General features: G+C 56.1%; 24 protein-coding genes. 15 read left to right on the forward strand and 9 right to left on the reverse strand.

Annotated elements, in window-relative coordinates; all coding sequences use genetic code 11:
• Positions 1-415: 415 nt before the first annotated feature.
• A complete protein-coding gene (locus NYE69_RS07865) occupies positions 416-2,347 on the reverse strand; it encodes a hypothetical protein (RefSeq protein WP_340925709.1) in 1,932 nt (643 codons plus the stop codon).
• 482 nt (positions 2,348-2,829) lie between these two features.
• Between NYE69_RS07865 and NYE69_RS07870 the strand changes: the two genes are divergently transcribed.
• The 3 genes from NYE69_RS07870 (at position 2,830) to NYE69_RS07880 (ending at position 4,996) form a co-directional block, all read left to right on the forward strand.
• On the forward strand, positions 2,830-4,359 hold the full coding sequence (locus NYE69_RS07870) for an MDR family MFS transporter (RefSeq protein WP_445744759.1): 1,530 nt from the start codon (positions 2,830-2,832) through the stop codon (positions 4,357-4,359).
• A gap of 97 nt (positions 4,360-4,456) precedes the next feature.
• Entirely contained in the window at positions 4,457-4,801 is a 345-nt protein-coding gene (locus NYE69_RS07875) for a hypothetical protein (RefSeq protein ID WP_036626254.1), read from the forward strand.
• A 21-nt stretch (positions 4,802-4,822) separates the two neighbouring features.
• Entirely contained in the window at positions 4,823-4,996 is a 174-nt protein-coding gene (locus NYE69_RS07880) for a hypothetical protein (protein ID WP_164815280.1), read from the forward strand.
• Positions 4,997-5,061: 65 nt separating this feature from the next.
• On the opposite strand, the gene NYE69_RS07885 is transcribed toward NYE69_RS07880, so the two are convergent.
• Positions 5,062-5,532 (reverse strand): MarR family winged helix-turn-helix transcriptional regulator, encoded by a 471-nt coding sequence (locus NYE69_RS07885; protein ID WP_036626252.1) that lies wholly within the window; start codon positions 5,530-5,532, stop codon positions 5,062-5,064.
• A 263-nt stretch (positions 5,533-5,795) separates the two neighbouring features.
• Between NYE69_RS07885 and NYE69_RS07890 the strand changes: the two genes are divergently transcribed.
• Positions 5,796-6,500 (forward strand): ABC transporter ATP-binding protein, encoded by a 705-nt coding sequence (locus NYE69_RS07890; RefSeq protein WP_227872940.1) that lies wholly within the window; start codon positions 5,796-5,798, stop codon positions 6,498-6,500.
• A gap of 14 nt (positions 6,501-6,514) precedes the next feature.
• On the forward strand, positions 6,515-7,786 hold the full coding sequence (locus tag NYE69_RS07895; RefSeq protein ID WP_155620832.1) for an ABC transporter permease: 1,272 nt from the start codon (positions 6,515-6,517) through the stop codon (positions 7,784-7,786).
• Between the two features lie 463 nt (positions 7,787-8,249).
• Here NYE69_RS07895 and NYE69_RS07900 read toward each other — a convergent pair whose 3' ends face one another.
• Positions 8,250-9,536: a BaiN/RdsA family NAD(P)/FAD-dependent oxidoreductase gene (locus NYE69_RS07900; RefSeq protein ID WP_340925714.1), complete on the reverse strand. Its 1,287-nt coding sequence runs from the start codon at positions 9,534-9,536 to the stop codon at positions 8,250-8,252.
• Between the two features lie 190 nt (positions 9,537-9,726).
• On the opposite strand from NYE69_RS07900, the gene NYE69_RS07905 reads away from it, so the two are divergent.
• The 3 genes from NYE69_RS07905 (at position 9,727) to nadE (ending at position 13,042) form a co-directional block, all read left to right on the forward strand.
• Positions 9,727-11,427, forward strand: a complete 1,701-nt coding sequence (locus NYE69_RS07905; RefSeq protein WP_036626244.1) for a two-component system sensor histidine kinase NtrB — start codon at positions 9,727-9,729, stop codon at positions 11,425-11,427.
• A 199-nt stretch (positions 11,428-11,626) separates the two neighbouring features.
• Positions 11,627-12,061, forward strand: a complete 435-nt coding sequence (locus tag NYE69_RS07910; RefSeq protein WP_036626242.1) for a BrxA/BrxB family bacilliredoxin — start codon at positions 11,627-11,629, stop codon at positions 12,059-12,061.
• A 171-nt stretch (positions 12,062-12,232) separates the two neighbouring features.
• Positions 12,233-13,042, forward strand: a complete 810-nt coding sequence (nadE, locus tag NYE69_RS07915; RefSeq protein ID WP_036626240.1) for an ammonia-dependent NAD(+) synthetase — start codon at positions 12,233-12,235, stop codon at positions 13,040-13,042.
• A 144-nt stretch (positions 13,043-13,186) separates the two neighbouring features.
• Here the strand turns inward: nadE and NYE69_RS07920 are convergent, their stop codons facing one another.
• The 3 genes from NYE69_RS07920 to NYE69_RS07930 all read right to left on the reverse strand — a co-directional run bounded on the left by NYE69_RS07920 (position 13,187) and on the right by NYE69_RS07930 (position 15,891).
• Positions 13,187-13,795 (reverse strand): 3'-5' exonuclease, encoded by a 609-nt coding sequence (locus tag NYE69_RS07920; protein WP_340925715.1) that lies wholly within the window; start codon positions 13,793-13,795, stop codon positions 13,187-13,189.
• 408 nt (positions 13,796-14,203) lie between these two features.
• A complete protein-coding gene (locus NYE69_RS07925; RefSeq protein ID WP_036626235.1) occupies positions 14,204-14,863 on the reverse strand; it encodes a methionine ABC transporter permease in 660 nt (219 codons plus the stop codon).
• Complete coding sequence (locus NYE69_RS07930; protein WP_340930316.1) at positions 14,857-15,891, reverse strand: methionine ABC transporter ATP-binding protein; 1,035 nt, start codon at positions 15,889-15,891, stop codon at positions 14,857-14,859. Before NYE69_RS07930 ends, NYE69_RS07925 begins: the two co-directional genes overlap by 7 nt.
• Before the next feature lie 226 nt (positions 15,892-16,117).
• On the opposite strand from NYE69_RS07930, the gene NYE69_RS07935 reads away from it, so the two are divergent.
• From NYE69_RS07935 to NYE69_RS07950, 4 genes are read left to right on the forward strand one after another with little or no spacing between them, the layout of a single operon-like run.
• On the forward strand, positions 16,118-17,143 hold the full coding sequence (locus tag NYE69_RS07935; protein ID WP_340925716.1) for a uroporphyrinogen decarboxylase family protein: 1,026 nt from the start codon (positions 16,118-16,120) through the stop codon (positions 17,141-17,143).
• Between the two features lie 2 nt (positions 17,144-17,145).
• Positions 17,146-17,970 (forward strand): MetQ/NlpA family ABC transporter substrate-binding protein, encoded by an 825-nt coding sequence (locus tag NYE69_RS07940; RefSeq protein WP_316561096.1) that lies wholly within the window; start codon positions 17,146-17,148, stop codon positions 17,968-17,970.
• Between the two features lie 18 nt (positions 17,971-17,988).
• Entirely contained in the window at positions 17,989-18,804 is an 816-nt protein-coding gene (gene proC / locus NYE69_RS07945; RefSeq protein WP_340925717.1) for a pyrroline-5-carboxylate reductase, read from the forward strand.
• Positions 18,801-19,577, forward strand: coding sequence for a VOC family protein (locus tag NYE69_RS07950; RefSeq protein ID WP_340925718.1), 777 nt, complete (start codon positions 18,801-18,803; stop codon positions 19,575-19,577). The genes proC and NYE69_RS07950 overlap by 4 nt, the downstream gene beginning before the upstream one ends.
• A gap of 86 nt (positions 19,578-19,663) precedes the next feature.
• Here NYE69_RS07950 and NYE69_RS07955 read toward each other — a convergent pair whose 3' ends face one another.
• Entirely contained in the window at positions 19,664-20,575 is a 912-nt protein-coding gene (locus NYE69_RS07955; protein ID WP_340925719.1) for an AraC family transcriptional regulator, read from the reverse strand.
• Between the two features lie 788 nt (positions 20,576-21,363).
• On the opposite strand from NYE69_RS07955, the gene acpS reads away from it, so the two are divergent.
• The 3 genes from acpS (at position 21,364) to NYE69_RS07970 (ending at position 24,763) form a co-directional block, all read left to right on the forward strand.
• Positions 21,364-21,765 carry a holo-ACP synthase gene (acpS, locus tag NYE69_RS07960; RefSeq protein ID WP_036626218.1) on the forward strand — a complete coding sequence of 134 codons (402 nt, stop codon included), beginning with the start codon at positions 21,364-21,366 and terminating at the stop codon, positions 21,763-21,765.
• A 17-nt stretch (positions 21,766-21,782) separates the two neighbouring features.
• Positions 21,783-23,273, forward strand: a complete 1,491-nt coding sequence (gene mutY, locus NYE69_RS07965) for an A/G-specific adenine glycosylase (RefSeq protein ID WP_445744760.1) — start codon at positions 21,783-21,785, stop codon at positions 23,271-23,273.
• Between the two features lie 710 nt (positions 23,274-23,983).
• Entirely contained in the window at positions 23,984-24,763 is a 780-nt protein-coding gene (locus NYE69_RS07970; RefSeq protein ID WP_326045020.1) for a family 16 glycosylhydrolase, read from the forward strand.
• A 112-nt stretch (positions 24,764-24,875) separates the two neighbouring features.
• Here the strand turns inward: NYE69_RS07970 and NYE69_RS07975 are convergent, their stop codons facing one another.
• Entirely contained in the window at positions 24,876-25,091 is a 216-nt protein-coding gene (locus tag NYE69_RS07975) for a hypothetical protein (RefSeq protein ID WP_036626209.1), read from the reverse strand.
• 34 nt (positions 25,092-25,125) lie between these two features.
• Positions 25,126-25,740, reverse strand: a complete 615-nt coding sequence (locus NYE69_RS07980) for a superoxide dismutase (RefSeq protein ID WP_340925720.1) — start codon at positions 25,738-25,740, stop codon at positions 25,126-25,128.
• Positions 25,741-26,050 lie beyond the last annotated feature (310 nt).

Genomic DNA, 26,050 nt, shown 5'->3' on the forward strand with positions numbered 1-26,050 from the left:
TGTCAAGGCTGGACGCATTAAGCCGTCCGCCGTTTCAGGGGCCCGCGGGCGTCGCCGAACCCCCTTCTACAGGAGACTCGGCGGCCATCTCCGGCTCTTCATCCACCACAGGCAGTGTGCTCACTTTAGCTCTTTACTCACTTCCGTCTCTTTACTCACTACCGTCTTTACTCACCACCGTCTCTTTACTCACCACCGTCTTTACACACTACCGTCTTTACACACTACCGTCTTTACACACTACCGTCTTTACACACTACCGTCTTTACACACTACCGTCTTTACACACTACCGTCTTTACACACTACCGTCTTTACACACTACCGTCTTTACACACTACCGTCTTTACACACTACCGTCTTTACACACTACCGTCTTTACACACTACCGTCTTTACTCACTACCATCTCTTTACTCACTTCCGTTCTTTGCTCACTGCAGGCTCATCCACTGCAGGCTCTTCGTCTACCTCAGGCCCATCGTTCACTTCCGGCGCTTTGAGAGCCGCCGGCTCCACAGCGGCCGGTTCGGCCGGCGCTGGCATCGGCACCGGCACCGGTGCATACGGCTTTACGACCAGCACGCTGGCCGTAAAGGTATGCTCCCGGTAAACGGCTGTCACGGAAGTGAGCCCTGGCTTGAGGCCGAGAAGATAGCCGTGCTCGTCCACTTGTGCGATGTCGGGATCGGCGATCGTAAACCGGGTTTCCCCGTTGACGATCGAGGTTTGGTCTGCCTCGTCGGTAAAGAGGGCTTGGATATCGAGTTCACCGCCTGTCATTAGTGAGTAATCTTCCGAATCCAGGTAAAACCGCCCGGGCGTTTCGGAGGGGTTATCCGTCACAGCCACCGTCACCGGCAGCTTTGCGGAGAAGCCTGCATATTCGGCGACGATTTCCGCCTTCCCGGGGGACAGGCCGGTAATGAATCCGTCACTATCCACGGCGGCGATCTCTGGATTAAGCGAGGTAAGTACGTCCTGGTTCGTAATGACCACCGCGGTTCCATCCGCATAAACCGCTTGAACGACGCTAGGCCGGCGTTCGCCGACGCCAAGCTCCAGGGCCGGTTCGCCAAACCGGAGTTCCTGCAAATCTGCCGGAGGCTGCTGGCCTTCGCCCGCCACCTTAATTAGTTGCATCAAGGGAAGGCCGTTCTTTTCTCTAATTTCACCCGTCATGAGAAAACCGCCATCCGCGGTGTACATACCTTTCCCGACCGAGTCCAATCCCGGGCTTGCAAACCGAAGATCTCCGGTTACTTCCCCGTCGTTGTCGATCCGCAAAATTTGATACTGCGTCTGCTGATCCGGATAGTCGCCGGTGGTGTAACTTCCCAGCAATGCATAGCCATCCGGGGTCGAAACGAGCTGCTCAAAGAAATGTCTTCCCTCCGCAAACGGGTAGGTTTTTTCCCACAGGATCTCTCCGCTATTATCCATTTTGAATACGAACTGAACCTGCTTTCCGTCTTGAAGCATCGTCCCGGAAATGATAAAGTTCCCGTCCGGCGTCATCTGTGCGGACCAAGCGGAGCGGCCGCTGCCGGGAAAAACTTGCTGTTTTTCCCATTCCACATTGCCGTTCGCGTCCACTTTAACGACCAGGGAGGCGTCGGAATCCGAAGTTGCCGTACTGTCGATTCTTCCGACTGCCAGTACCCCTCCGTCCGAAGTGCTTAATACTTCATTAAAAAACTGGTTGTCACCAATCCACCAGGTTTTATGCCACACCTCATTTCCTTCCCGATCCACTTTCAGCAGGTAAACCGGAGCCAAAAACCCGGAATTGGCGCTGTACCCCGTAACAACGAACCCGCCATCCGCAGTCTCGCTTACGGATCCAGCATAAAAGTGAGTGTAGTCCAAAAGGTGGTAGTAGCGGGACCACTCGACGTTTCCCTGGTCGTCCAGCTTGGCCAAATAGGGAATGGTGGTTGCCGGTCTTTCCGTCCGGTCCATCGTTGACCCGCCTACCAAATAACCGCCATCGCGTACAGGAATGATCTCAGAGACCGAAACGTCTTCTATATCGGGATCTCCTTCAACATTCAAGGTTTTCTCCCATAGGGTGCGGCCATGTTCATCCACTTTTATGACGTAACCAAAAGAATTGGAAATGGTGGATACATCCCCGACGGCAACGTATCCTCCGTCCGCAGCGGAGACAACTGCTTTTCCTTTTGCCGTTCTAAAAGCTTGTCCGTAATCGAAGCTCCACTCGACTTTCGGCGTCCCCGGATCCGGCTGCTCCGCAGACGCGGCGGCCATACCGCCCCCCGACCAACCGGTCCAGGCCAGCAGGCAGCTAAGGGATATTGCAGTTAGTCTTTTCAAAAATAGCGACATCAGTAATCTCCTCTCAAAATGGTTTTCAAGGAATATTCCTCCATTTCATTATCGAGGAAGCCGAGCGGGCAAGGAATCCCGCTAAACGCTTATTTCCAGAAAGCTGTAAAATGGTCATCCGGACATATAAGGGTAATGAAGCCGGGACTAAACAACCGGGCGGGAACGGGCTAGCAGTCCGTGCTAGCAGTCCGTGCTAGCTGTCCGTGCTAGCTGTCTGGGTTAGCTGTCCGAGCTAGCTGTCCGGGCTAGCAGTCCGGCTAGCTGTCCGAGCTAGTTGTCCGGGCTAGTAGTCCAAGCTTCCTGTGGCCGTAAAGCAAGCCATATGATGTTAGAAGCCGGACGTCCGCCTGCACCAAACCGGGCGGCGGAGCGGAGAAAATCACTGCGGACCGCTGTCCTTTTCTTTTCCAGCGTGTTCCACTATAATTAAAGATTACGGATTAATGACACGCATTGTAAGAAGAAAGGAAGTTTTATCTTTGAAAACCGGGTTGCAACGCAATTATATTTTGCTGGGGCTGCTGCTTTCGACATTTCTGGCGGCGATCGAAGGAACGGTGATTGGGCCGGCCGGGCCGAGAATCGTCGGCGATCTGGGCGGGGCGCATCTGCTGAGCTGGGTGTTTACCGCTTATTTGCTGACGATGACCGTGGCGACGCCGATTTTCGGGAAAATCAGCGACCTATACGGAAGACGGCCGGTGTTCGTCATCAGTTCGCTGCTGTTTTTGGCCGGTTCGGTGTTGTCCGGGATCGCCCAAAACATGGAGCAGCTGATCGGATTCCGGGCCTTGCAGGGGATCGGCGCGGGCGGGCTGCTTCCGGTGACGTTTACGATCATCGGCGATATTTTTTCCATCGAAGAACGCGCCAAAATCCAGGGCTGGATCAGCTCCGTATGGGGGATTTCCTCGCTCGTCGGGCCGCTGCTTGGCGGGTATTTCGTCGATTCGCTCAACTGGCGGTGGGTGTTCTACTTTAATATACCGTTCGGCTTGCTGTCGTTATTTTTTATCATCAAATATTTGCGGGAGCGTGTGGAGAAGAGAAAGGTCAAAATCGATGTTGCGGGCGCGATAACGTTAACGATCGGCGTCGGCGCTTTATTGATCGGACTGGCGACCGGCGGCCAGCAGCTCCCCTGGAGTTCGCCGTGGATGATCTTCATTCTGGCGCTCGCGGCTTGTGCGCTGATCCTCTTTTTTATCGTCGAGAAAAAAGCCTCCGAACCGCTCGTACCGCTGAAGCTGTTCCGGGTGCGGGACATCGCTTACTCGAACCTGGCCAGTCTCGTGGCCAGCGCCTTGCTGATCGGGCTGACCTCCTATTTGCCCTTGTGGGTGCAGGGGGTGCGCGGGGAAAGCGCCACCGCCTCGGGCCTGATCCTGGCGCCGATGTCCATCGGCTGGATGCTTGGCTCCGTGCTGGGCAGCCGGATGATCATTACCCGCGGCTCGCGCCTGACCTCCTTGATCGGGATGGCGGTGGTCGCCGCCGGCGCGGGCGGGCTCGCGTTCATGACGGAGGGGACGCCGCTGCTTCCGCTGCTGCTGTTTAACGCCTTGTACGGAATCGGCTTTGGCTTTTCGTTCGCCGTGTTTACGATCATCGCCCAGTCGTCGGTGGGGTATAGCTTGCGCGGCGCTTCCAACGCCCTGAACTCGTTCGTCAAATCGATTGGGCAAACGATCGGCGTCACCGCCTTCGGCACGCTGATCAATCTGCAAATCGCCGCCAAAACCAAAGACCTCGCCGCTTCCGGGATCGAGGTTTCTCAAAACGACATCGACCAGCTGCTGTCCCCGGAGAAGGTGCATCTGCTGCCGCGCGATCTGTGGAGCGAGTTAAAACACGTGCTTGGAGCCAGCCTGCATTCGTTGTTTCTGGTGATGGCGGTGTTGGCCGTGATCGGCGTGCTTATCGTATTGGGGCTGCGAAACCGGGCTCCGGGTACGGACGAGGAGCAGGAGGAAGGCGGGGCCGAATCGCCGGACGCTTGCGGAGTTTAACCGGGAAAGGGCGGCGTGCCAGTGCCCGTTTTAGTCCCCGGCACGGTATAAAAATGGCCTCTCCTCCGCATCTTAACGGGAAAGGGGAGGTGTTACCATGAGTAAGGAACATATGAACGTGGACCAAAACACGCTCGTAGACGCGTGGAAAAAACAGCTTCCGGAATACCTGAACCCCGGAGATTCGGCCGAGGTGCTGGCCGACATGGCGAATCCCCAAGGATTGCGGATTCATATCGACGCGGCGGGCCATCAAATGTATTCCTTTGATTTTTCATGCTCCTACATGGATCCGCGCGAGGTTAACGTAGAACTGGTCGATGTCGAACGCGGCGGACAGACGATCTCCGAACACACCGAGCAAATCCAGGAGCTGACGGGGGATTACGTCCGTCATATCCACGAATGCGCCCAAGCTCTCGGGCAGCTCACGAACCCATGACGAGAAAGCGAGGATAAGCGAATGGCCAAAGGCAAGGCAGGGGTGGACAAAAACCTGACCAACGTCGTTTCCGATTTGGAGCGTGATCCGGCAAACAGTCATGAGGCCCAGCAAATGCAGCAAGCGGTCAATGACCGGAGACACCGGGACGCTCTGAACCGCCATAAAAACAAGGATATGGACCCTACACATTAGCCGTAATTAAAAAGCCTGCGTCTCTTGGTTTACACACACAAGAGCGCAGGCTTTTTTGCGTCAGCTTAACCTTTACGCGCCAGCGGGGCCAGCTTTTCCGCTTCGCGTCCCATCTTTTTCAGCAGATCGATCATAATGTGTTTCTCTTCATCGTTCAGGCCGCTTAAGGCATAATCGATCCGGTTGGCAAATTCGGGATACAGCTGGTCCATCAGCGCTTGCCCTTTGGAGGTAAGCTCCGCGTAAATAACGCGCCGGTCGCGCGGGCAGGGGGTGCGGTGCAGCAGACCCGCCGTTTCCAGCTTGTCGATCACGTAAGTCACGTTGCCGCTTTGCAGCAGCAGCTTGGCGCCGATTTGCTGGATCGGCTGCGAGCCCTTGTAATACAACACCTCCAACACGGCAAAGGCCGTCGGGTTGAAGCCCTGGATCTTACTTCCGGTCACGGCGTGTTCATTGACGCTTTTGAAGGATTTGGCAAAAACCCGGTACAAATGCATGGACAAATCCGTGCCGATTTCCTCGGTTTTCAACATATACATCCCGCCTTATCTTATATTTGTGAATATTTTTACATGGGTGAATTATTGCTATCTTAAAACAATCGGAATTTTAAAAAAATATAATTTATCACAATTTGCGGTTTTTTAATGTAAAAAAGTTACAATTTTGCGAACCGTTTGCACCGCGACCACACTCAAGGGGAAGCGGCGGCGCCGGGCGCTTGAAGCCTGTCCTCGTGTCCCGCTGCCGGTTTAAGGTATAATCGTAATATTACAGTTTACGGCAGGTGAAAGATGTGACAGATGTACTATTGGACGTGGCGATCCGCAAGGCCGGATACGAGCCCGGGAAGGCCGCGATCGAGAACGTTTCGCTTCAGGTGAGGCCGGGGCGGCTGACCGGGCTGATCGGCCCCAACGGGGCGGGGAAAAGCACGACATTAAAGGCCATTCTCGGCCTGCTGCCTTACGCGGAAGCCGAGGTGCGGTTTCGCGGCGGGTCCGAGCGGTACGCTTATATTCCGGAGCATCCCGTCTATTTTGACACGTTAACGTTATGGGAGCATCTGGGCCTGGCCGCGGCCGTTTACGGCATGGAGGAGCATAGCTTCGAACAGGGGGCGGGGCTGTTGCTGGAAAAGTTCCGTATGACGAAAGTGAAGGATCATCTTCCGGACGGGTTCTCCAAGGGCATGCGCCAGAAAATGATGCTGATGGTCGGATTTCTCGGCCGCCCGGACGTTTATATCGTCGACGAGCCCTTTATCGGGCTGGATCCGCGGGCGACCAAGGATTTTCTCGGCCTGCTGGAAGAAGAGCGGCGGCGCGGCGCCGGCGTGCTGATGTCCACGCACGTCCTGGATACGGCGGAGCGGATCTGCGACGATTTTATTCTCGTGTCGGACGGCCGCACCAAAGCCGGCGGGACGCTGGACGATATCCGCGCCGCCGCTTCGCTGCCGGGGGCGTCGCTGTTCGACTGCTTCGACGCTTTGACTTAAGGAGACAATGCCGCATGAAAAATATTACTTCCATAACCGTAAACCGGTTGTTCTTCCGCAGGTGGAGGGATCGTTTGGGGCTGCAGCTCGGCGCCCTGCGCAGCACTTTTGATCTGACGATCTTGCTGTATATCGGCATCCCCGGGCTGCTGCTGGGGGGGCGGGCCTACTACGGGCTCTGGCGGGACGAGCTCCCGGCCTGGCTCGTTTCGCTGCCGTTTGCGGCCGTTCCGGTGCTGCTGCTGTTCCTGGTGTACTCCATTGGCGGGCTGTCCCTTTATATCGAAGCCGCCGACGTATTGTTTCTCAGGCAGCGCCCCCGCTGGGTCAAGGGGCTGCTGCTGCGCGGATGGATGTTGTCCATGGCAAGGCAGGCCGCGGTATTGTGCGCGGTTTTTGCGGTGTTAAGCCCGCTGCTGGTTCGGGTGTTCGGGATGAGCTGGCCCTCCGTCGCCGCCTGGTGTGCCGTGGCGTACGGCCTCAAAGCCGTGCAGATGCTGCTGGCCAATTTGCTGGGCGTCTTGACCACAGGCTGGCGGCGCATCATATATAGCTGGCTGTCCTACGGCTTGCTGAGCGCCGTTTTTTCGGTTTGGGCCTTCGCTGCGGGGGCGTCAGAGGAAGCGGCAAACTTCCTGCTTGCGCTGCTGGCCGCCGCGCTGTTAGCGGCGGTGCTTGCAGGGTGGAGGTTCCGGCTGAAAGGGCGGTTTGATGCCGAAGTCCGCGAAGAGGAGCGGCAAAAAACGAAGCTGATCGCGCTTTTGCTGGTTCCTGCCGTCGATGCGCCGAAAGCGCCGAAGCCGGGGGCGAGGCCCTGGCTGTTCCGGCGCTGGCGCAAGCTGCTGCCGTCGCGCAGCCCGCAGGCGCGGACCGCGGAAGCGCTCGTCAAAGCTTTTTTTCGCGGCGGCGAGCTGAAGCTGTACGGGCAATTGGTCCTGGCCGGCCTGGCCGCGGTTGTGCTTCCCCCTTATCCGGTGAATGCCATCGTGTATATCGCCCTGATTTTTTTGCTGATGTATTGGTTAAGCGGCCATCTGCGCGCTTTTTTCGCCAGGGATGCCATGAGGATGCTGAATCCCGGGGAAATGCTGGAGTACCGCACGGCGGTTCCGGCGATGACCCTGCTGCTGCTTCCCGGACTGGTTTGCTTTACGGCCGGGCTTGGGCTCACCTTGTATCCGCCGCTCTGGGGAGGCCCGGGGGCGATTCTCTGCGGCGTTTTGCTGGCGATCGTGCTGGGCGGCTTTTATGGAAAAATCGGGATCTTGCTTTTGCGCAGAGCGTAAAACAGAGCGTAAAATCTGCCTCCCGAAATCATGAACGTTGGTGACGGACGATCTGACTGCAAGGAGGCTAGCTAGGATTGGCTTACTGTAGGATCGTTCTACTAGTAGAATGATCCGGAAATAATATGGCTTATCTGCGGACGGGGGCCATCTTGTGCACAGTATTATCCCCATGAAATAGCGGAACTTTAGGGGCTTATTTTCCGAATTTGGGCCTATTCATCACCATAGGGGAACTTTTGGGTCTTATTTTTCGATGAACATGTCGAAAGGCGGCCTTTTGCCACTAAATCGTGAAAATAGCGCCATAAAATTCCTCAATACTTACGCAACATAGGGGATGTCGCGGAAATAGCGCCCTTTTTTTCCTTGATGTTGTCACCCGAGATCTTCAATAGGCCATTTTTCCGTTTTCTCAAGTCTTCACTTGCCATCATGCTAACGTTATTTTCAGAATCGTCTACTAGGCATCCCTTCCTGCGCTCTCCAGCGCCGCCAGCCCGGCGTGATGCCCCGCGGTGTAGCCGGTCGCGAAGGCGGCCGTGATGTTATAGCCGCCGGTATAGCCGTGGATGTCCAAGATTTCGCCGCAAAAATACAGCCCCGGCATCAGCTTCGAGCCCATCGTCCGCGGATCGACTTCTTTAAGGTTGACGCCTCCGCCGGTGACGAACGCTTCCTCAAACGAGCGGGTTCCCGTGACCTTAAGCGTAAAGTTTTTGAGCACGGCGACAAATTGCTGCCAGGGCTCCTTGGGCAGATGCTCGTAAGTCGTATCGGCGGCGAGGCCGGTCCGTTGGAACAACAGCGGCAGCAGGCGTTCGGGCAAGGTGCCCTTAAACACGTTTTTCAGCGCTTTTTTCGGTTTCGCCGCAGCCAGCTGCCGCAGGCGGAGCTCCAATTCGCCGGCTTTTTCGCCCGGAAACAGATCGATGGCCATCGTGACGTCGGCGCCCCCGTTTTTCTGTTTGACGCCCCGGATAAATCCGCTGCAGCGCAAGGCGATCGGGCCGGACAACCCGAAATGGGTAAACAGCATGTCTCCCCGGTGGGAAACAACCGGTTTGCCTTTCGGGTTCAGTACGGACAGCTCCACGTCGCGCAGCGACAGGCCCTGCAGCTCCCGGCTTTGAATAAACGGCTCCCGGGAAACGATCGGCACCTCGGTCGGATATAGTTCAGTAATCGTATGGCCGGCGGCGGCGGCCCAAGGGTATCCGTCCCCGGTGGAACCGGTATGCGGCACCGATTTGCCGCCGGTTGCCACGATGACCGAGGCGGCGGGCAGCTTTTCGCCGGAGGCCAGCTTTACCCCGCGCACCCGGTCCGCCCCGTATTCGATTGCGCCGACGGGATGATGGACGAGCAGCTTTACCCCGAGCGAGCGGGCTTTGCCGATCAGCGCGTCGACCACCGTCTTCGCTTTGTCCGACACCGGAAACATCCGTCCATTGTCCTCTTCCTTCAGGGCGATCCCCAAATTCTCAAAAAAAGCGATAATGTCCCGGTTGCCGAACAGCGAAAAGGCGCTGTACAGGAAACGGCCGCCCCCCGGGATATAAGCGATCAGCTCGTCGATGTCCTTGTTGTTGGTTACGTTGCAGCGGCCGCCCCCGGAAATGCCGAGCTTGCGTCCGAGCTTGTCCCCTTTGTCGAGCAGGGCCACATTTGCGCCTTGTTCGGCCGCGGCGATCGCCGCCATTAATCCGGAAGGCCCCCCTCCGATGACGATAACGTCGTATTTTTTCATGCCGTCGTTCCTTTCCGTTTGTACTTTCTTACTTATTTTTAAAACTCTTGAGACGATGCAACACTGCGAGGCTCATCCACCTGTGCCCTAAAATAATTTATATTTTTCTGAACCAAGCATTATTGTAAAACTTTGTCGCCTATGTTTTAATCGAACTAGAATGGTATTCTTCCGCCTGAGGAGGGAGAACGTGGAGGCTGTAAAAGAAATCGTGTTGCAGGTGCTCATTGCCAGCTTGCCTGCGCTTCTGTTTCCGTTGTCGTATGAAAAAAGAAATTGTCATTTACAGCAAAATGGTGCCGCTGCTAAAGGGACGCCCTACGTCCAGGGACTTACGTTTACGTGTATGTTCAGCATGCTGCTCTGCGCCTTGTTCGCTTCTCGCCTGTGGGAAGCGGTCCCGCTTAATTTCGGAATACTGCCGCTGTTCGCGCTCATTCTTTACGGCAGGTTTCGGAGCGGAGCGATCCTTGCGGCGCTTCATATTATAATCTATCCGTTGTATACAATAAACCACACCTTGGCCGGAATTATACTGGAGACGGGGCTGCCGCTTTATCCGCTTGTATTTTTAGCCTCCCGTTATTTCAGAAGGACCGAACGGCACGGCAAAGTTGCGATTCTTTCGCTGTGCTTCATGGGCGGCGGGCTGATGAGCGGCGGATCTCCGTTCCTGACGGGGGATTTATCCCTGATTTCGGATTTAAGCGCTTTAATTTCCACTCTGCTTAATGTCGGCATTGCGATGGCGGTTGGCAGCTTGTTTGTCCATATGGTGGAGAACACGCTGGAAAAGGAAAAACTCCGCGAGCAGGTTACGCAGCTTTCGGGCGAATATTTCCGCGAAGCCGAGAGATTGCAGCAGATGATGGATGCCGCGCCGCTTGGCATCGTTCTGCTGGATCAGCAAGGCTTTATTATCTCGGTAAACGATACGTTTCTCCAGTTATATGGAATGCACCGCAACGAGCAGGCGGAAACGGCGGCGCGCGCGGATCTGATCTCGCGCAAGCTGGAGGACGTCCTCGGCGGCTTGCCGATCGGCAAGCTCGCTTCCCGGGTGAAAAGTGCGCTTGCCGGAAAGTCGAAAACGTCCGAGCTGCTGCAAAGCGATGACCATATTTATTTTACCAGCGCTTCGGCGATCCTAAAAAGCCGGGAAATCATCGGCGCCGTGGCTATCGTCCAGGACATTACGGAGCTGGAAACCCTCCGCATGGAGCGGGGACATGTCGAGCGGCTGAGCCTCGTCGGACAAATGGCGGCCGGCATTACGCATGAGCTCCGCAACCCGATGGCCGTCGTTCGCGGCTTTCTGCAGCTGATGCGGGAGAAGAGTCCGTCCAATCTGGACCACTATTACCGGATCGTGTTGGACGAGCTCGACCGGGCCAACGGCATCATCAACGATTTTCTCTCGCTGGCGCAAAACCGCCCGATGGAAAACGAGCTGTGCGATCTGCACGACATCATCATGGAGCTGACGCCTTTGCTGTGGGCGGACGCCAATTTGCGCGGACAGACGATCGAGGTCAAGCTGGATGAGCAGGTGCCGGCGCTGCTGCTGAACGGGAAGGAGATCAAGCAGCTGATCCTGAATTTGGCGCGCAACGCCATGGAAGCGATGGAGGGAAAAGGGCAGCTGACGATGGAAACGAGGCTGGCCGATTCCGGCGTGGAGCTGCTCGTGACCGATACGGGTCCGGGAATACCGCCAAGTCAACAGGCGAAGCTGTTCGAACCGTTTTATACGACGAAAGAGAAGGGGACGGGGATTGGACTGGCCTTATGCCTCAGCATCATCGAACGCCACCGGGGCAAAATCAGCGTCCGCTCCGGGGAAGGGGAAGGAACGACGTTTACGGTCTTTTTTCCGTTCGCCGAGACGTAAAGCGCCTAGTGAAGAACCGCTCCGCAAGAAGTTGGGCGCCGTCAGGAACGGGCCGGTCAACGCAGGGTTCAATCTTGCGCCGTTTGTCTTTGCTTTCCAACTTGATGAATGTATAATAGATATAATCCGTAAGCCGGGAGCTATAGGTACGGCAAGGCTGCGGGTGCCACTTATTTCGTATGCACAAGGAGTGATTTGAATGTCTATGTCATTTGACCAATATATGAGAGACATGGTTCAACCGATGAGAGACGAATTAACCGTACTGGGGATTCAGGAGCTGCGGACGCCGGAAGAGGTTGAGGAGAAGCTGCCCGGAGCGAAAGGAACCGCTTTGGTCGTCGTGAACTCCGTCTGCGGCTGTGCGGCGGGCCAATGCCGTCCGGGCGTGGCGAAGGCGCTGCAGCACGATTTGACGCCGGACCATCTGTTTACGGTGTTTGCCGGACAGGATAAGGAAGCAACCGCCAAAGCCCGCGAATATTTCGCGCCGTATCCGCCGTCCTCGCCTTCCATCGCGCTGATGAAGGACGGGGAATTGGTGCATTTTATCGAGCGTCATCAAATCGAAGACCGCTCGGCCGAGGAAATCGCCGCTGATCTGACCAGCGCGTTCGACCGCTTCTGCCGGTAATCCGCATGTTTGCAATCCGCGGCAGGGCTATCCGCCCAGCGCCGCAAGCGCCCCGAGGTTCGGCTTAAATCCGTTACCGCAGGGGCATTTTTACATAGTAGCGCGAGTTCCAAACGGGCTCATGGCACATGGCACATGGCAAAAAAGATATTGGAGTTGGAGGGATAAGGAATGAGTCTGCAGCAGGAAATTATTGAGCGTTTGGGCGTAAAGCCCGTCATTGACGTCGATGCGGAAATCCGTAAGCGCGTCGATTTTTTGAAGGAGCATGTGAAAAGCTCGCGGACGAGCGGTCTGCTGATCGCCATTAGCGGCGGCATCGACAGCGCCGTGACGGCCGGCTTGTGCAAACGGGCGACGGATGAGCTGACGCAGGAAACCGGCCAGCCTTACATGACGCTTGGCGTGTTCCAGCCTTACGGGCAGCAGGAAGACATTGAGCACAGCTACGAGGTGGCCAAGGCGTTTGGACTCGAGCATACCGTGGAGACGAACATCGAGGAAGCTGTGGACGAAATCGCGCTGGAGGTGGAGCACGGCCTCAAAAACATCGGCAAACCGCGCCATCTCAGCGCGCCGGGCAAAGGCAACGTCAAAGCGCGGACGAGAATGGTGATGCAATACGCGCTCGCCTTTGAATTGAATTTGCTGGTGGTCGGCACCGATCACGCCTCCGAAGCGATCACCGGATTTTATACGAAATGGGGGGACGGCGCGGTCGACATTACCCCACTCAGTTCCCTGAACAAGCGCCAGGTCCGCCAGCTCGCCGCCCGCCTTGGCGTGCCGCAGAGCGTGCTGGACAAAGCGCCGACCGCCGGGCTGTGGGAAGGCCAGACGGACGAGAAGGAGCTGGGAATCAGCTACGAAGACAACAGCGACTATCTGGAAGGCAAAGAGGTCGATCCGGCCGTTCGGGAGCGCCTGGAATCGTTCTATTTGAAAACGGAGCATAAGCGCAGCCCGATCCCGGGGATCTGACATTAGCCGGCCGGCATGTGCGCTTGCAGGAAGCCAAGCTAAAGAGGATGAATTTATTTAAAGTCCCTTTGCTTGGCTTTTTTTGCCTTGTGCGATGGTCTTCCGGCAGGCGGGATGCCCCAAAATTGACTCTTTGCCTGCATTTCATTGGCCGACTTTTTGCTGTTTTTTGGGCAAAGCTTTAAAGGGAGTATAACCGCCCGCATACATCGTTCCGGGATTGTAACCCTGACTGACGGCAAGCTGGAGCGGATCGGCCTGCTGCTGTTGCTCCATTAGTTTCAATAGAATATAAGCGGATGCCTTAGCGTCATCAAGCGCATCATGATGTTTGAAGCTGATGCCGAAATGCTTGGAGACGATATTTAGTTTATGGGAAGGAAGCTCCCGGAGCATCGCCTTTCCAATGCGGTATGTACATAAGTACTGGAAATCAGGGTAGCGCAATTCCGCGGCATCCAGACAATAGCGCAGCACGCTTATATCAAAAACGGCGTTATGGGCCACGACGACTTCTCCTTGAAGCAGCGGCTCCACAATAGGCCAAAGCTCTGCAAAGGTAGGTTGTCCCTCAACCATGGAAGGAGTGATTCCGTGAATCGCAATATTCATCCTGTCAAACGGCTGGAGCGGATCGATCAACCAGACATGTTCTGCCGTCACCACTCCATTTCTAACTTGAACCAGCCCAAGGGAACAGGCGCTTGAACGGCTTGCATTGGCGGTCTCAAAATCAATGGCTGTAAAATTCACCGGTACATCCTCCTATCAATCAGGTATATCAGTCTCTACTTTAATAGTATAGGAGGCAAATATAATCCGCGCTATGAGGATAAGAACATCTTTTTATCCGGCACCCCAAAACTGCGTTTGGACGCTGAACGATCAGGCATACATCCTGCCTTGGCAAATCCGGCAAAAAATAAGGACAAAAAAGCGCGTTATTCCGGCGATATCCGTTCAATTGAGAGAATTAGGGACGATTTATGCCGCTATTTTCCCCGGTTGCAAGGAAAATGCCCGCGTTCTGGACCATTCATAGGGAAATAAGTACATAAAATGCCGCTATTTTGCTTGCCGACGGCCGGCCGTTCCGCTAATCGGCTGTTAAAGTGCCGGCTTCCAGGTTGAGCTTGTTTTATGCGGCCGCTTCGCCGCGCACTAGCGGCGTCTTACTTTACGCGCCAGCCAGTTGCCGAGGGATTGCAGCCCCTGAACGAACAAAACGAGCACGATAACCGTAGCCACCATCACCACATCGTCGAAACGCTGGTATCCGTACGAAATGGCCAGATCCCCGACGCCGCCCCCGCCAACCGTTCCGGCCATCGCGGTTGCGCCAATCAATCCGACCGTTGCGGTGGTCAGGCTCAAAATAAGCGAGCCGAACGCTTCGGGCAGCAGAAAGTGCCAGATCACCTGCGCGGGCGTCGCCCCCATAGCTTCCGCCGCTTCCAATATTCCCGGATTTACTTCCAGCAGCGAGTTCTCGACCAGCCGCGCAATATACGGGGCAATATAAATGATCAGCGGAACGATGGCCGCGTTCGTGCCGATGGAGGTTTGAACGATCGCCCGAGTCAACGGGATGATAGCGACGAGCAAAATGATAAACGGCAGCGAACGGACGATATTGATGACCGGATTAAGCAGGGCGTACACCGCTTTGTTTTCCAGCAAACCTCCGGGCCGCGTTACTACGAGCAAAATACCCAGCGGTATGCCCAGCAATGCCCCAAGCAGCAAAGAGAAGCTGACCATGTAAATCGTTTCATAGATGGCTTGCATAAATTGATCGAGGGTAATGGTTGTACTTAACATACGGTATCGGTCACCTCCTGAATTTGAACGCCTTGGGCATGAAGGAAGCAGGCCGCTTCATCGATGGTACGGGTTGGTCCTTGGAGCTGAAGGATCATGCTTCCGAGTGTCGTGTCTTGAATTTCGGAGGTGGAGGCAAACAAAATATTAACCTCCATGTCGGCAAAATGGCGAATCAGCCTGCTGATAATCGGGGAAGATGCGGCGGCCCCGACAAACCCCAGCTTAAACAGGCGGGCTTTCTCCGCTTTCCGGTCGAGGCTTATTTTAACGCTTTGCGGCAGGCGGTCGTGAATGACCGTCTGCACGAAGCTTCGCGTCGTCGGATGCTGCGGGCGGCCAAACACATCCAGCACGGGGCCTTGTTCGACGATCCGGCCGGCCTCCATTACGGCGACGCGGTTGCAAATTTCCTGAATGACGGCCATTTCATGCGTAATAATCATGATCGTAATATGGTATTCGGCGTTGATGCGTCTAAGCAGCTGCAAAATCGCTTGCGTGGTTTGCGGGTCCAGCGCCGAGGTAGGTTCGTCGCACAGCAAAATGGACGGATTGGAGGCCAGCGCCCGGGCGATCCCGACCCGCTGTTTTTGGCCGCCCGACAGTTCGCTCGGATAACTTGCGGCTTTGTCGCCAAGGCCGACGAATTCCAGCAGCTCGCTGACCCGTTCCCGGATCTCTTGCTTCGGCTTTTTTTGCAGGATGAGCGGAATGGCCACGTTATGATAAACCGTCCCCGACTCCAGCAGGTTGAAATGCTGAAAAATCATGCCGATCCGTTTCTTCAAAGCCCGCAGCTGCTCGGCATTTAAGGAATCAAGCGGCTGCCCTTCGATAAATACTTGTCCGCCGGTGGGTCTTTCCAGGCGGTTGACCAAGCGGATTAAGGTGCTTTTGCCCGCTCCGCTGTAGCCGATTACCCCGAAAATATCCCCTTTTTCCACGGTTAAGCTTACCCCTTGCAGTGCGGTGCTGGAAATTCCTTTGCGTTCGAAAACTTTGTAAACATCCCTGATCTCAATCATTTGCCGTCCTGCCGATGAGTTTAGAGTCATGTGGCTTCCTCCTGATTCATTGATGCTCGTATGCATACTTTTCCGATGAACTTTATAGTATTTTCAAATATATATAACCCCATCAATGAAGGAGTGTCAATTAAAAATCACATTGACGTCAAACTTTTTGGTATGCTAGTATGATTTAAACTTATCCAACCTGATAACTCGGAATTGCTGGAGGGAGAACAACGACATGGCAGACTGGAATAAAACGGCCCGATTTCGGGCCCTGTTGTCCGGCGAAACGGCGGATCGTCCGATTGTCAGCGGCTGGCATCATTTTTTGAATAAAGAACAAAATGCCGGGGACTTGGCGGAAGCGACGATCGCTTTTACGCGGAAATTCGCTTGGGATTGGGTCAAAATCAATCCGCGGGCGACCTATTACGCGGAAACTTGGGGAAACAGCTACGATTTCCGCGATTACCGCACGGTATTTCCCAAACAGACCGCGGCGGCCATTCGGGAGGCGGCCGATGTATGGCGGATTGAGGCGCGGCGGGCGGCGGAATCGGCCCCACTGGCGGAGCAGCTGCAGGCGGCCCGGCTGATCCGGTCCGGACTGGCGGATACGCCGTTGACGCAAACCGTCTTCTCGCCGCTGACGGTATTGTTGTTTCTGGCGGGGCAGTCGGCTTACGTGAACGATACGGTTTACGGCAGCGAACGGCCCGTCCCGCTCGAAGCTTTATTCGGCGGGCAGCGGGCCGGAGTGCACCGCGCTTTGCACGCCATCGCGGTAACTTTGGCGGAGTATGTGGAGGAGCTCGGCCGGATCGGGATCGATGGCATTTTTTACGCGGTGACGGGAACCGCCCATCCGGGATTGTTCGACGAATCCGCTTTTAACGAGTTCTCAAGGCCTTATGATCACATCGTGCTTGAAGCGGCAAGTTTCGGCAAACGGATTCTGCATACTTGCGGAGCTCATTCCCAGCCTGAACGGTTTAACGATTATCCTATCGAGGGGATCAGTTGGGATACATACGCCGCCGGCAACGCCGGTTTGGACGCTCCGCTCCGGGCAACGAAGGTGGGAGGGATCGACCATGCCCTGTTCGCCGGCGGCGATCTTGAGCGCATTCGCGCGCAAGCCCGCGAGGCGCTTTCGCTGATGCGGGGCCAACCGTTCCTGCTGGCGCCGAACTGCGCGGTGCCCGTGAATGCGACGGACGCTGCTTTATACCAATTGCGCAATTCACTTGAAGAGGGGTTGTAAACATGAAGAAATTTTCGGCTGTTTTATTGATCGGACTGTTGCTGGTGCTTTCCGCCTGCGGCAAACAAAGCACCGCCGGCCAAGACAAAAAGGAGATTACGGTCGGCTTCGGCGTCGGAACCTATGAGGAACAATTCCGGGCGGGCATCTTGCCGATCCTTGAGAAAAAAGGGTACAAGGTGAACATCAAAACTTTTTCCCAAAATATGCAGGTGAATCCGGCGATGCAGGAAGGGTCTATCGATGCCAGCGTGTTCCAGAGCACCGCATACATGGAAGGGATCAATGACGAGCTGCATATGGACATGACCGGCATCGCCTTTGTTCCCAGCGCGCCGCAGGGCTTGTATTCCGAGAGACATCAGTCTTTGGACGAAGTGAAGGACGGCAGCACGGTGGCCGTTCCCAACGATCCGGTGAATCAGGAGCGCGCCGTCAGGATATTGGAGGAGCTGGGCTGGGTGAAGGTGGCCGAGAATGCCGGCACGACCGACTTCAACTTGAACAGCGTGTCGCCGGGGCAATACGCTATCGACATTCAGGTGCTGGATCCGGCGCAAATTTTGGTGTCGCTGAAGGATGTCGATTTCGGGGTGGTGAACGGCAACTATATCGCGAATGCGAAACGGAAAATTACCGAGGCTCTAAAAATCGAAAATACGCCTGAGCAGCACCGGATTATCGTATCTATAAACAAGGCCGACGAAAACACGCAATGGGCAAAAGACCTGAAAGCCGCTTATGAATCCCCGGAGTTCGAGGAGTACATCAAGTCCCAGGACAAGTATGACGGATTTATTTTGCCGGCGGCATGGGAGAACAATTAATAGAGGAGGTAATGTAAAATGGCGCAGCAACGCATTCATTTCATCGGCGGAGGGCAGATGGCCGAAGCGATCATCCGGGCGCTTGTCGGCAGTGGGACGGTGCCGGCCCATCTGATCAGCGCGGCGGATGTTCGGGAGGAGCGCGTACGATATTTAAGTGAAACCTACCGTATACGGGCCGCGGACGAACCGAAACAGGCGCTGGCGGAGGCCGAGCTGATCGTGATCGCCGTGCGGCCGCAGGATGATTTGGCCGGGGTCGGCGGATTGATCCGCGAGTTTGCCGGCAAGGACGGCGTTGTCGTATCGATCGTAGCGGGCGTGACCATAGCCAAACTTGAAAGTTATGTCGGCTCCGAGCGTTCCGTTGTCAGGGTTATTCCGAACACGCTTACGGACACCGGCTTCGGATACAGCGGAGTGGCGTTTAACGAGCATGCGGAACTTGCCCAAGTGGAAGCATTCCTGAGCGGGTTTGGCAAAGTGCAGGTGGTGGACGAAGCGCTGCTTGACGTTTTTACCGGTTACGGCGTGGCCGGACCGAATTATGTTTATTATTTCATCGAATCCCTTGCCGATGCGGGGGTGCTCGCCGGACTGCCGCGGGAACAGGCCTGGCGGATCGCTTTGGAGAACGTTGAAGGCGCGGTGGCGATGCTGCGGCATACCGGGCTGCATCCGCGCCAGCTTCTCGACATCAACAATTCCCCCGGCGGCGTGGGCATTAACGCCTTGCACGAGCTGAACCGCAGCGATTTTGCCGCCGGGTTGCAGCGAAGCGTGCTGACGGCGGTCAGACGGACTACGGAACTCGGAAAGGAAGTGTCCCGATGATGCTGAAGTGGGACCATACCGTGCAGTATGTCAACGCTTTGGATACGCCGGTTGAGGCGTTTGCGAAATGGGGACTGACGGCGTTTAAAGGCGGTTCCCATAAGTTCTGGGGGACGTATAACGCACTAAGCTATTTTGGCTTAACGTATATCGAATTTCTCGGGATCGAGGACCGGGCGCTGGCGGAAAAAATCGATACGCCCAACGCGGTTGTCCGCGACGCCTTGGTGGAGTTGCCTGCCCGCGAAGCGTTCAGCCGGGTCGCGCTGCGCACGGACGATATCGATGGGCTGGCGTCCCGTCTACAGGGCCAAGGCCTTGAACTCTCGCCGATTTTGGACGGGCGGAGGCTCGATGCGCGAGGGAACTGGATCGAATGGCGGATGTTTACGATCGACGGGCATTACCGGGGCCTAAATTATCCGTTTATCCTGCAATGGAACGGTACGGATGCTGAGCGCTTGTCGGGGCTGAAAGCATCGGGGATTATCCAAGATCATCCCGCGGGAGAAGTGGACATTCACAGCGCCGTGTTCGCGGTCTCCGATCCGGCGGCCGCGGCCGCACACTGGCAAGCGTTGTTCGGTTTGCCGCTGCTGGAATCGGAACCTGGCGGCGAATCGGCCCGGCTTGGCATCGGAGACAAGTCGTTTCTGTTCAAGCGGGGGGACGCGGAGCGGTTAACGCAGCTTGTTTTTAAGACCGGCGCGCCGGGCTTGCAGAACAGGACGCTGGAAATCGGCGAAGCGCAATTTGTCTTTTTGCCGGAATGAGTTGAATGAAAATATTGAGGCTGTCCCGTTAGCCGCAGCGGCTTACGAGGCAGCCTCTTTGTCGTTTTGTTTGCGTTGTTGGCTACTTAAGCTTCCGACTTGGATTTCGCCGGCTGGACGGGAATGTAGATATCGATCTGCTTGCCTTCTTTCGGCCAACAGCGTTCATCGTACCATTCGAAATCGGGGGCGTTGATTTGCTCGTAACCGGATGCAGGGAACCAGTTCGCAAAAATCCCGTCCCAGGTCGTTTGGATGGACGTGCTGAAATTGTCCTCGCCGGCCGGAGGCGTTGTAAAGATGGCATAGGTAGCCGCCGGAATGAAATATTCCGTTACGCCCTCCGGAACCTCGGCCGCTTCGTCCACTTCAAAGCCGATGATATATTGGAAGGTTCCGTCTTCGTCGGTAGGGGAGCAAACGCCAAGCTCGACGTTTGGATTTTTTTTGCCGGGAATCCGTTCTCCGAGCCGCTCCTGCATGTACGTTTGCCAGAATGCCGGAATATCGTCGTGGTTTTTGCCTTCCACGATGGTGCTTTGCATCGCGCAGCCCAGAATCCGCATGGCGGGCAGTTGTTCGATACGGTATTGCATGATTTGATCTCCCCAATCACTGGTTATTTGCGTTTCGATGGTCGGAAGAGGCGCGGCGCGCGGCACAAGAAACGGCGGACGGCCCAGCTTGCGGCACTCTGTCGGCAGGATGCCGTACATTTTCCGGAACGCCCGGGTAAAGGCTTCATGGGAGCCGAAGCCGCACCGCAGCGCGATCTCCAGCACCTTCAAGTCGGTTTCGGTCAGCAGCTCCGCCGCCGTCGACAATCTCCGTTTCCGCACATAGGATGTGACCGTGTCGCCGACAAAGTACAAAAAAGTGCGGTGAAAATGGTACTCGGAATAAAACATCGCTTTGGCGATCCTGCTTAGCGTCAGCTCTTCGCCGAGCCGCTCTTCAATGTAGTCGATGCTTTGCTTGATAGTGCTGACAGCGTTCATGAACATCCTCCAGACCGGTCTATGTGCTTAGTATAAATGGGGGGCGCCGCTTCTTCTTGATCATTCTTGCTTTCCGGGAAATCGGGGGCGGGGCCGGAACCGCGGTTGCTCCGCCAACCAATCCAGTAAAAGGAACCGGAAATAACGTGGCGCGAGAAATGGCCATTTCCTTGGGATTAGGGAAAATAACAGGATTTTTCTTAACCGCTGATGCTGTATAAACGGAGCACGAATAAAATCTTGGCCTTAAAAAACAGTAAACCACCGCTGCCTATTTATTTTCGCCTCGTCGGATGGCGGGGCAAAAGCGCGCTTGATCGGCCCCACTCTGACCGTTAATTGCAAATCATACAACTAACTTTATAACCATTTATCCAATCATTCGTTTAATTGCATTTCGTACATGTATTTCTTCGTTTTTAGCCCCATTTTTCGAAAGATAGCGGAGAACTGCAACTGCAGGTATTACACTTAATCGAGCGCTGTGGCAGCATTTCCGGATAAGTAACTGTACATTTTGCAACTATTTCATTTGTCCACTAGTATATCAAGACTAAAATGGCTGGGGCTAGTCCGGGGGAGGGAAGCGGGGGAGTTTTTGGAATCGCACCGCACTTCGTGAGCTACACCTGCACCGCTACTCGCTTAGGAAGGCGGCGGGTGTCAGGCAGGCGCCGTTTTGTCCCTGCCGGACTCGCGCCGGAGCGGCTTCCCTGTTACAATGTGATTGGCGGCTTGTAAGGCAAGCCTGGCTATAATCCCAACCGTATGAGGAAGAAGGGCTTACGTTGATTTACGGAATCGGACATGATGTTGTCGAAATCGAACGCGTCCGGCGGATGTTAAGCGGTTCGGTCGGCGAGCGGCTGACGCGGCGCATCCTGACCGCGGCCGAACGGCAATTGCCGGGGCAAACCGCGCGTGCGGCAGAGTTTTTGGCGGGGCGGTTCGCCGCCAAGGAGGCCGTCAGCAAGGCGTTTGGCTGCGGCATCGGCAGGACGCTCGGGTTTGCCGACATGGAGATTTTGCCGGATGCGAGCGGCAAGCCGTGCGTATTTATGCCGCCGGAAGCCTGGGAGCGGCTGGGGTTGACGGGCCATGGCCGGTATACGGTCCATTTGAGCATTACGCACGAACGGAATTTGGCGTCCGCCTTTGCCGTGGTGGAACGCATTGAACAGGGGACATAGAAGGAGAACATAGATCGATGCAGGAGAGCAGGGAAAACAAGATTTTCTTCAGTACGGGGCTGCTGGAGTGGTATGAGCGCTCCAAGCGGGACTTGCCTTGGCGCAGGCACCGCGATCCGTATTATATTTGGGTTTCGGAAATCATGCTGCAGCAGACGCGCGTGGATACGGTGATCCCGTATTTCCACCGGTTCATCGAGCGGTTTCCGACGATTCGGGACCTGGCGGAAGCCCCGGAGGAAGAGGTGCTGAAATGCTGGGAGGGACTCGGGTATTATTCGCGGGCCCGCAACCTGCAGGCGGCCGCACGCCAGGTGGTCGAGCGGCACGGCGGGGTTGTGCCGGACAACAAGGCCGACGTGTCGGCCTTGAAAGGGGTCGGCCCGTATACGGCGGGGGCGATCATGAGCATCGCCTTTAACCGGCCCGAGCCGGCCGTCGACGGGAACGTTATGCGGGTGCTGTCGCGGTATTTCCTGATCGAAGAGGATATCATGAAAACCGGGACCCGCACGCTGATGGAGGACCTGGCGGCGGAACTGATCCCCGAGGGCCGGGCCGCGGATTTTAATCAGGCGCTGATGGAGCTGGGAGCGTTAGTCTGTACGCCCAAGTCGCCGCAATGCCTGATTTGCCCGGTCATGGCCCGCTGCGCCGGGCGGCTTGCGGGCGCGGAGGAGCGCCTTCCGGTGAAGAGCAAGGCGAAGCCGCCGCGGCCGGAATACCGGCTCGTCGCCCTCGTGGAGGGCGGAGGGGCGCTTGGGGGCCGCGTGCTCGTGCGCCGGCGGCCGGATACGGGGCTGCTCGCGCGGATGTGGGAGCTGCCCCATATCCCGGCCGACGCCGTGCCGGGCGAAGGCGCCGGGCTGCCGGACGGTCCGGCGATGGACCGGCTGGCAGCGGCGCTGGCCGCCGCGGGCATGCCGGTGCGGCCGGGGGAAGCGTGGATGAACGCGGAGCATACGTTCAGCCACATTCACTGGAACCTCCGCGTGTTCCGGTTCGCTGCGGAGGATGCCGCCGGCCAGGCCGGGAACGGTGTGGCCGAGAACGACGTGGCCGAAAACGATGTGGCCGAGAACGACGTGGCCGAAAACGGTGGGGCAGTGACGGGCGGGACCGACGGTATGACCGGCACCGCCGAGGCCGCATACGGGTGGGCTCCCTATGCCGGGGCCTCCGTTGCCGCTCCGAATTCCGTCCCGTACGCCGGCAACGTCCATTCGGCGGCGCAGCATCAGGCGGCAGCCGGTTCGGCCGGCTTATTCGCCGCCGAAACCGCCGCGGCTTATGAGGCGGGGGCGAATCAGGCCGGCGAAGCGAGCGCGTCTACGGGTGCGGCCAAGCCGGAAGCGGCATCGCCGGCCGGGGGCGGGGTCAAGCAAGCGGGCTTCGATCTGGCCGCGGACTCCGCGGAATACCGCTGGATCACCAAGGAAGATATGGGAAGTCTGGCGTTTCCGAACGTTTTTTTGCGGATATTAAACCGGTATTTTAAACAAGTATAGGCAAAAACCGCACGTGGGTGTTGTACCTGGGTGCGGTTTTCTTTTCCGCAATATGGGGTTCCGCGAGATGCAAAAGTGCATGCGGTATTTGTCGAACTTTCTCGAAAATGGCTCGTCAAATGCAAAAGTGCAGTCCATTTCTGTTTAAAATTCTCTTTGTTACCGAATAGTTTCAAAATAGATGCATTTTTGCATTTCATACGCCCCAAATAGGCAGGTTACGGGAAAATGAGATGCACTTTTGCAGTTGAGCTACTTTCACCAAACCATTGGTCTTTCCCACGCACCGCGGAGCCCTGCACCGCCATACCCCTGCACCGCAGAACCCTGCACCGCGAAACCTCACACCACGAACCTCGCACCACGAATTCCGCATAGCAGAATCCCATGCTGCGTGCCACGTCCGCGCGCCACGTCCGCGTGCCACGTCTGCGTGCCACGTCCGCGTGCCGCTGAAAATTCTAGTACTGCTTTATCATGCTACTCCACTGGATGCTGCTACTTCCTGCTCATACCCAACATCTTTCTTCTATGGTACATTTATGCATATAATAGACAGCTTGGATCGGCATGGCGGATACATTGCGCAAAGGAGGGAGCGGAGCTTTCCAGCGGAAATGCTGGAGCAAACCGTCGTTATTTCCCGCGATTTTTTTGCGGCATTTACGACGCGGCAATTCATGACGCGGTAAATTATGAGGAGGGATATAATGAAAAAGTTTACGTTTTTGCCAAAAGTCCGCGGCGGTTTGGGAGTCTGTCTGATAGGCTGCAGCCTGCTGCTGGCGGTCCCGGCGGCGGCGGCGGACGGGTTTGCGGAGCCGCTGAACGCTTTTAACGGGAGCATGTTTTATGCTTCGGACGGCTGGGAGAACGGAGAGGATTTCGGAGTAGGGTGGCGGGCGAACAATATCGAATTCAATAACGGAGTCATGGCCCTTCGACTGGACAAGTCGGGGTGTCCAAGCCGATGTTCCGGCGAGCAGTACGCCTCCGGCGAATATGCGACCATTGGGGAAGACTACGGCTACGGGCGTGTGGAGGCGCGAATGAAAGTTGCGAAAGGCGAGGGACTGGTCACTTCACTGTTCACTTATTATGACCTCAATCCGGATCCGGACACGGAAGAGAATGACGAAATTGATATTGAAATTCTCGGAAAAGATCCGACGAAACTGGAGACCAACTATTATACGGCCGGAGACGGGGATCACAGCACGGTCATTGATCTTGGCTTCGATGCATCGCTGGACTTCCATGACTATGCTTTTGAATGGTCGCCGGCCTCGATCAAATGGTATGTCGACGGCAAGCTGGTGCATACCGAGGACGGTTCCCGCGGACCACTGCCGAGCCATCCGGGCAGCATTATGGTCAACTTCTGGGCAGGCGCGGGCGATGCTGCCAAAACTTGGACGGGGAAATTCATTTATCCCGGGTCCCCGGTTCGGGCGTACTATGACTGGATCAAGTATACCCCGGCGGAATAGCGGCCCAGTAAGAATCAAGCCGTGCGCCGGTTCAAGCTGGCGCCGGTCGTTTTCATACCATAGCCGATAAAAAGAGGCCCCCCTTCCAAAGGGAGACCACTTTTTATCGTCACTATTCCAGCATACGGTTTTCCACCGTTTTCATATAGTTTTGCGTATCCGGTTCGCGGTGTTCTTCGCCCACCACTTTGCCCGGATCCGCAGCCTCGGCTCCACCGGTAACGCTGTGCGCGAAGTTCGTGAACTGCTGCTTATGCTCGTCTTCCGCGTGCTTGGCTTTCAGCAGCTCCTCCGGATCGTTGGTCAGCTTACGCTTTTGCTCGGCCATAGTGTAACCTCCTTCCGGCGATCGTCAATCGCCCTTATTTCTTGGCGGCTTCGTAACGACGGTTGACTTCGTCCCAGTTGATGATGTTCCAAAATGCCGCGATGTAATCCGGACGTTTGTTTTGATATTTCAAATAGTAGGCGTGCTCCCAGACGTCCAGGCCAAGAATGGGCGTTTGCCCCTCGGAGAGCGGGTTGTCCTGGTTTGGCGTGCTCGTTACGGCCAGTTTGCCGTCCTTGCCGACGACCAGCCAGGCCCAGCCGCTGCCGAAACGGGTCGCCGCCGCTTTTGTAAACTCCTCTTTGAATTTGTCGAACCCTCCAAGATCGTTGTCGATGGCGGAAGCGACCGCGCCGCTTGGAGTTCCTCCGCCGCCGGGGCCGATCACGGTCCAGAACAAGCTGTGGTTGGCGTGGCCGCCGCCGTTGTTGCGCACGGCCGTGCGGATATTTTCGGGAACGCTGCCGAGGTCGGAAATGAGCTCTTCCACGCTTTTGTTCTGCAGTGCCGGGGCGCTTTCCAGTGCGGCGTTCAGATTGGTCACGTACGTATTGTGGTGACGATCATGGTGAATGTTCATCGTCTGCTCATCGATGTAAGGTTCAAGCGCGTTTGCCGGATAGGGTAAAGCAGGCAATTCATGGACCATAACGGAAAACCTCCCGATTTTTTTGTTAAAGAGTTGTTCGAAAAGTCGTCTTTTGATCATGAAGCAGGTCAAAAAGTGGATCGGGCGTCGAATCTTGAATTCAGCCGGGCCGTAGCATACGCTTCCGTAGCATGTTTCCTGCGGAAACATTTCAGATGCTCACGCACCCAAAACGTACGCACCGCTCCTTTCGTCTCTAGCTTCATCCGACCTACAGCGTTTTGAAAAAACGCACATCGTAAGCATACGCTTCGGTGCTGAAAACCCGACTTTTTGAACACGCACTTAAAATGTCGATCGCATTTACATA

The sequence above is a fragment of the Paenibacillus sp. FSL R5-0527 genome (assembly GCF_038008055.1).
Lineage (GTDB): Bacteria > Bacillota > Bacilli > Paenibacillales > Paenibacillaceae > Fontibacillus > Fontibacillus macerans.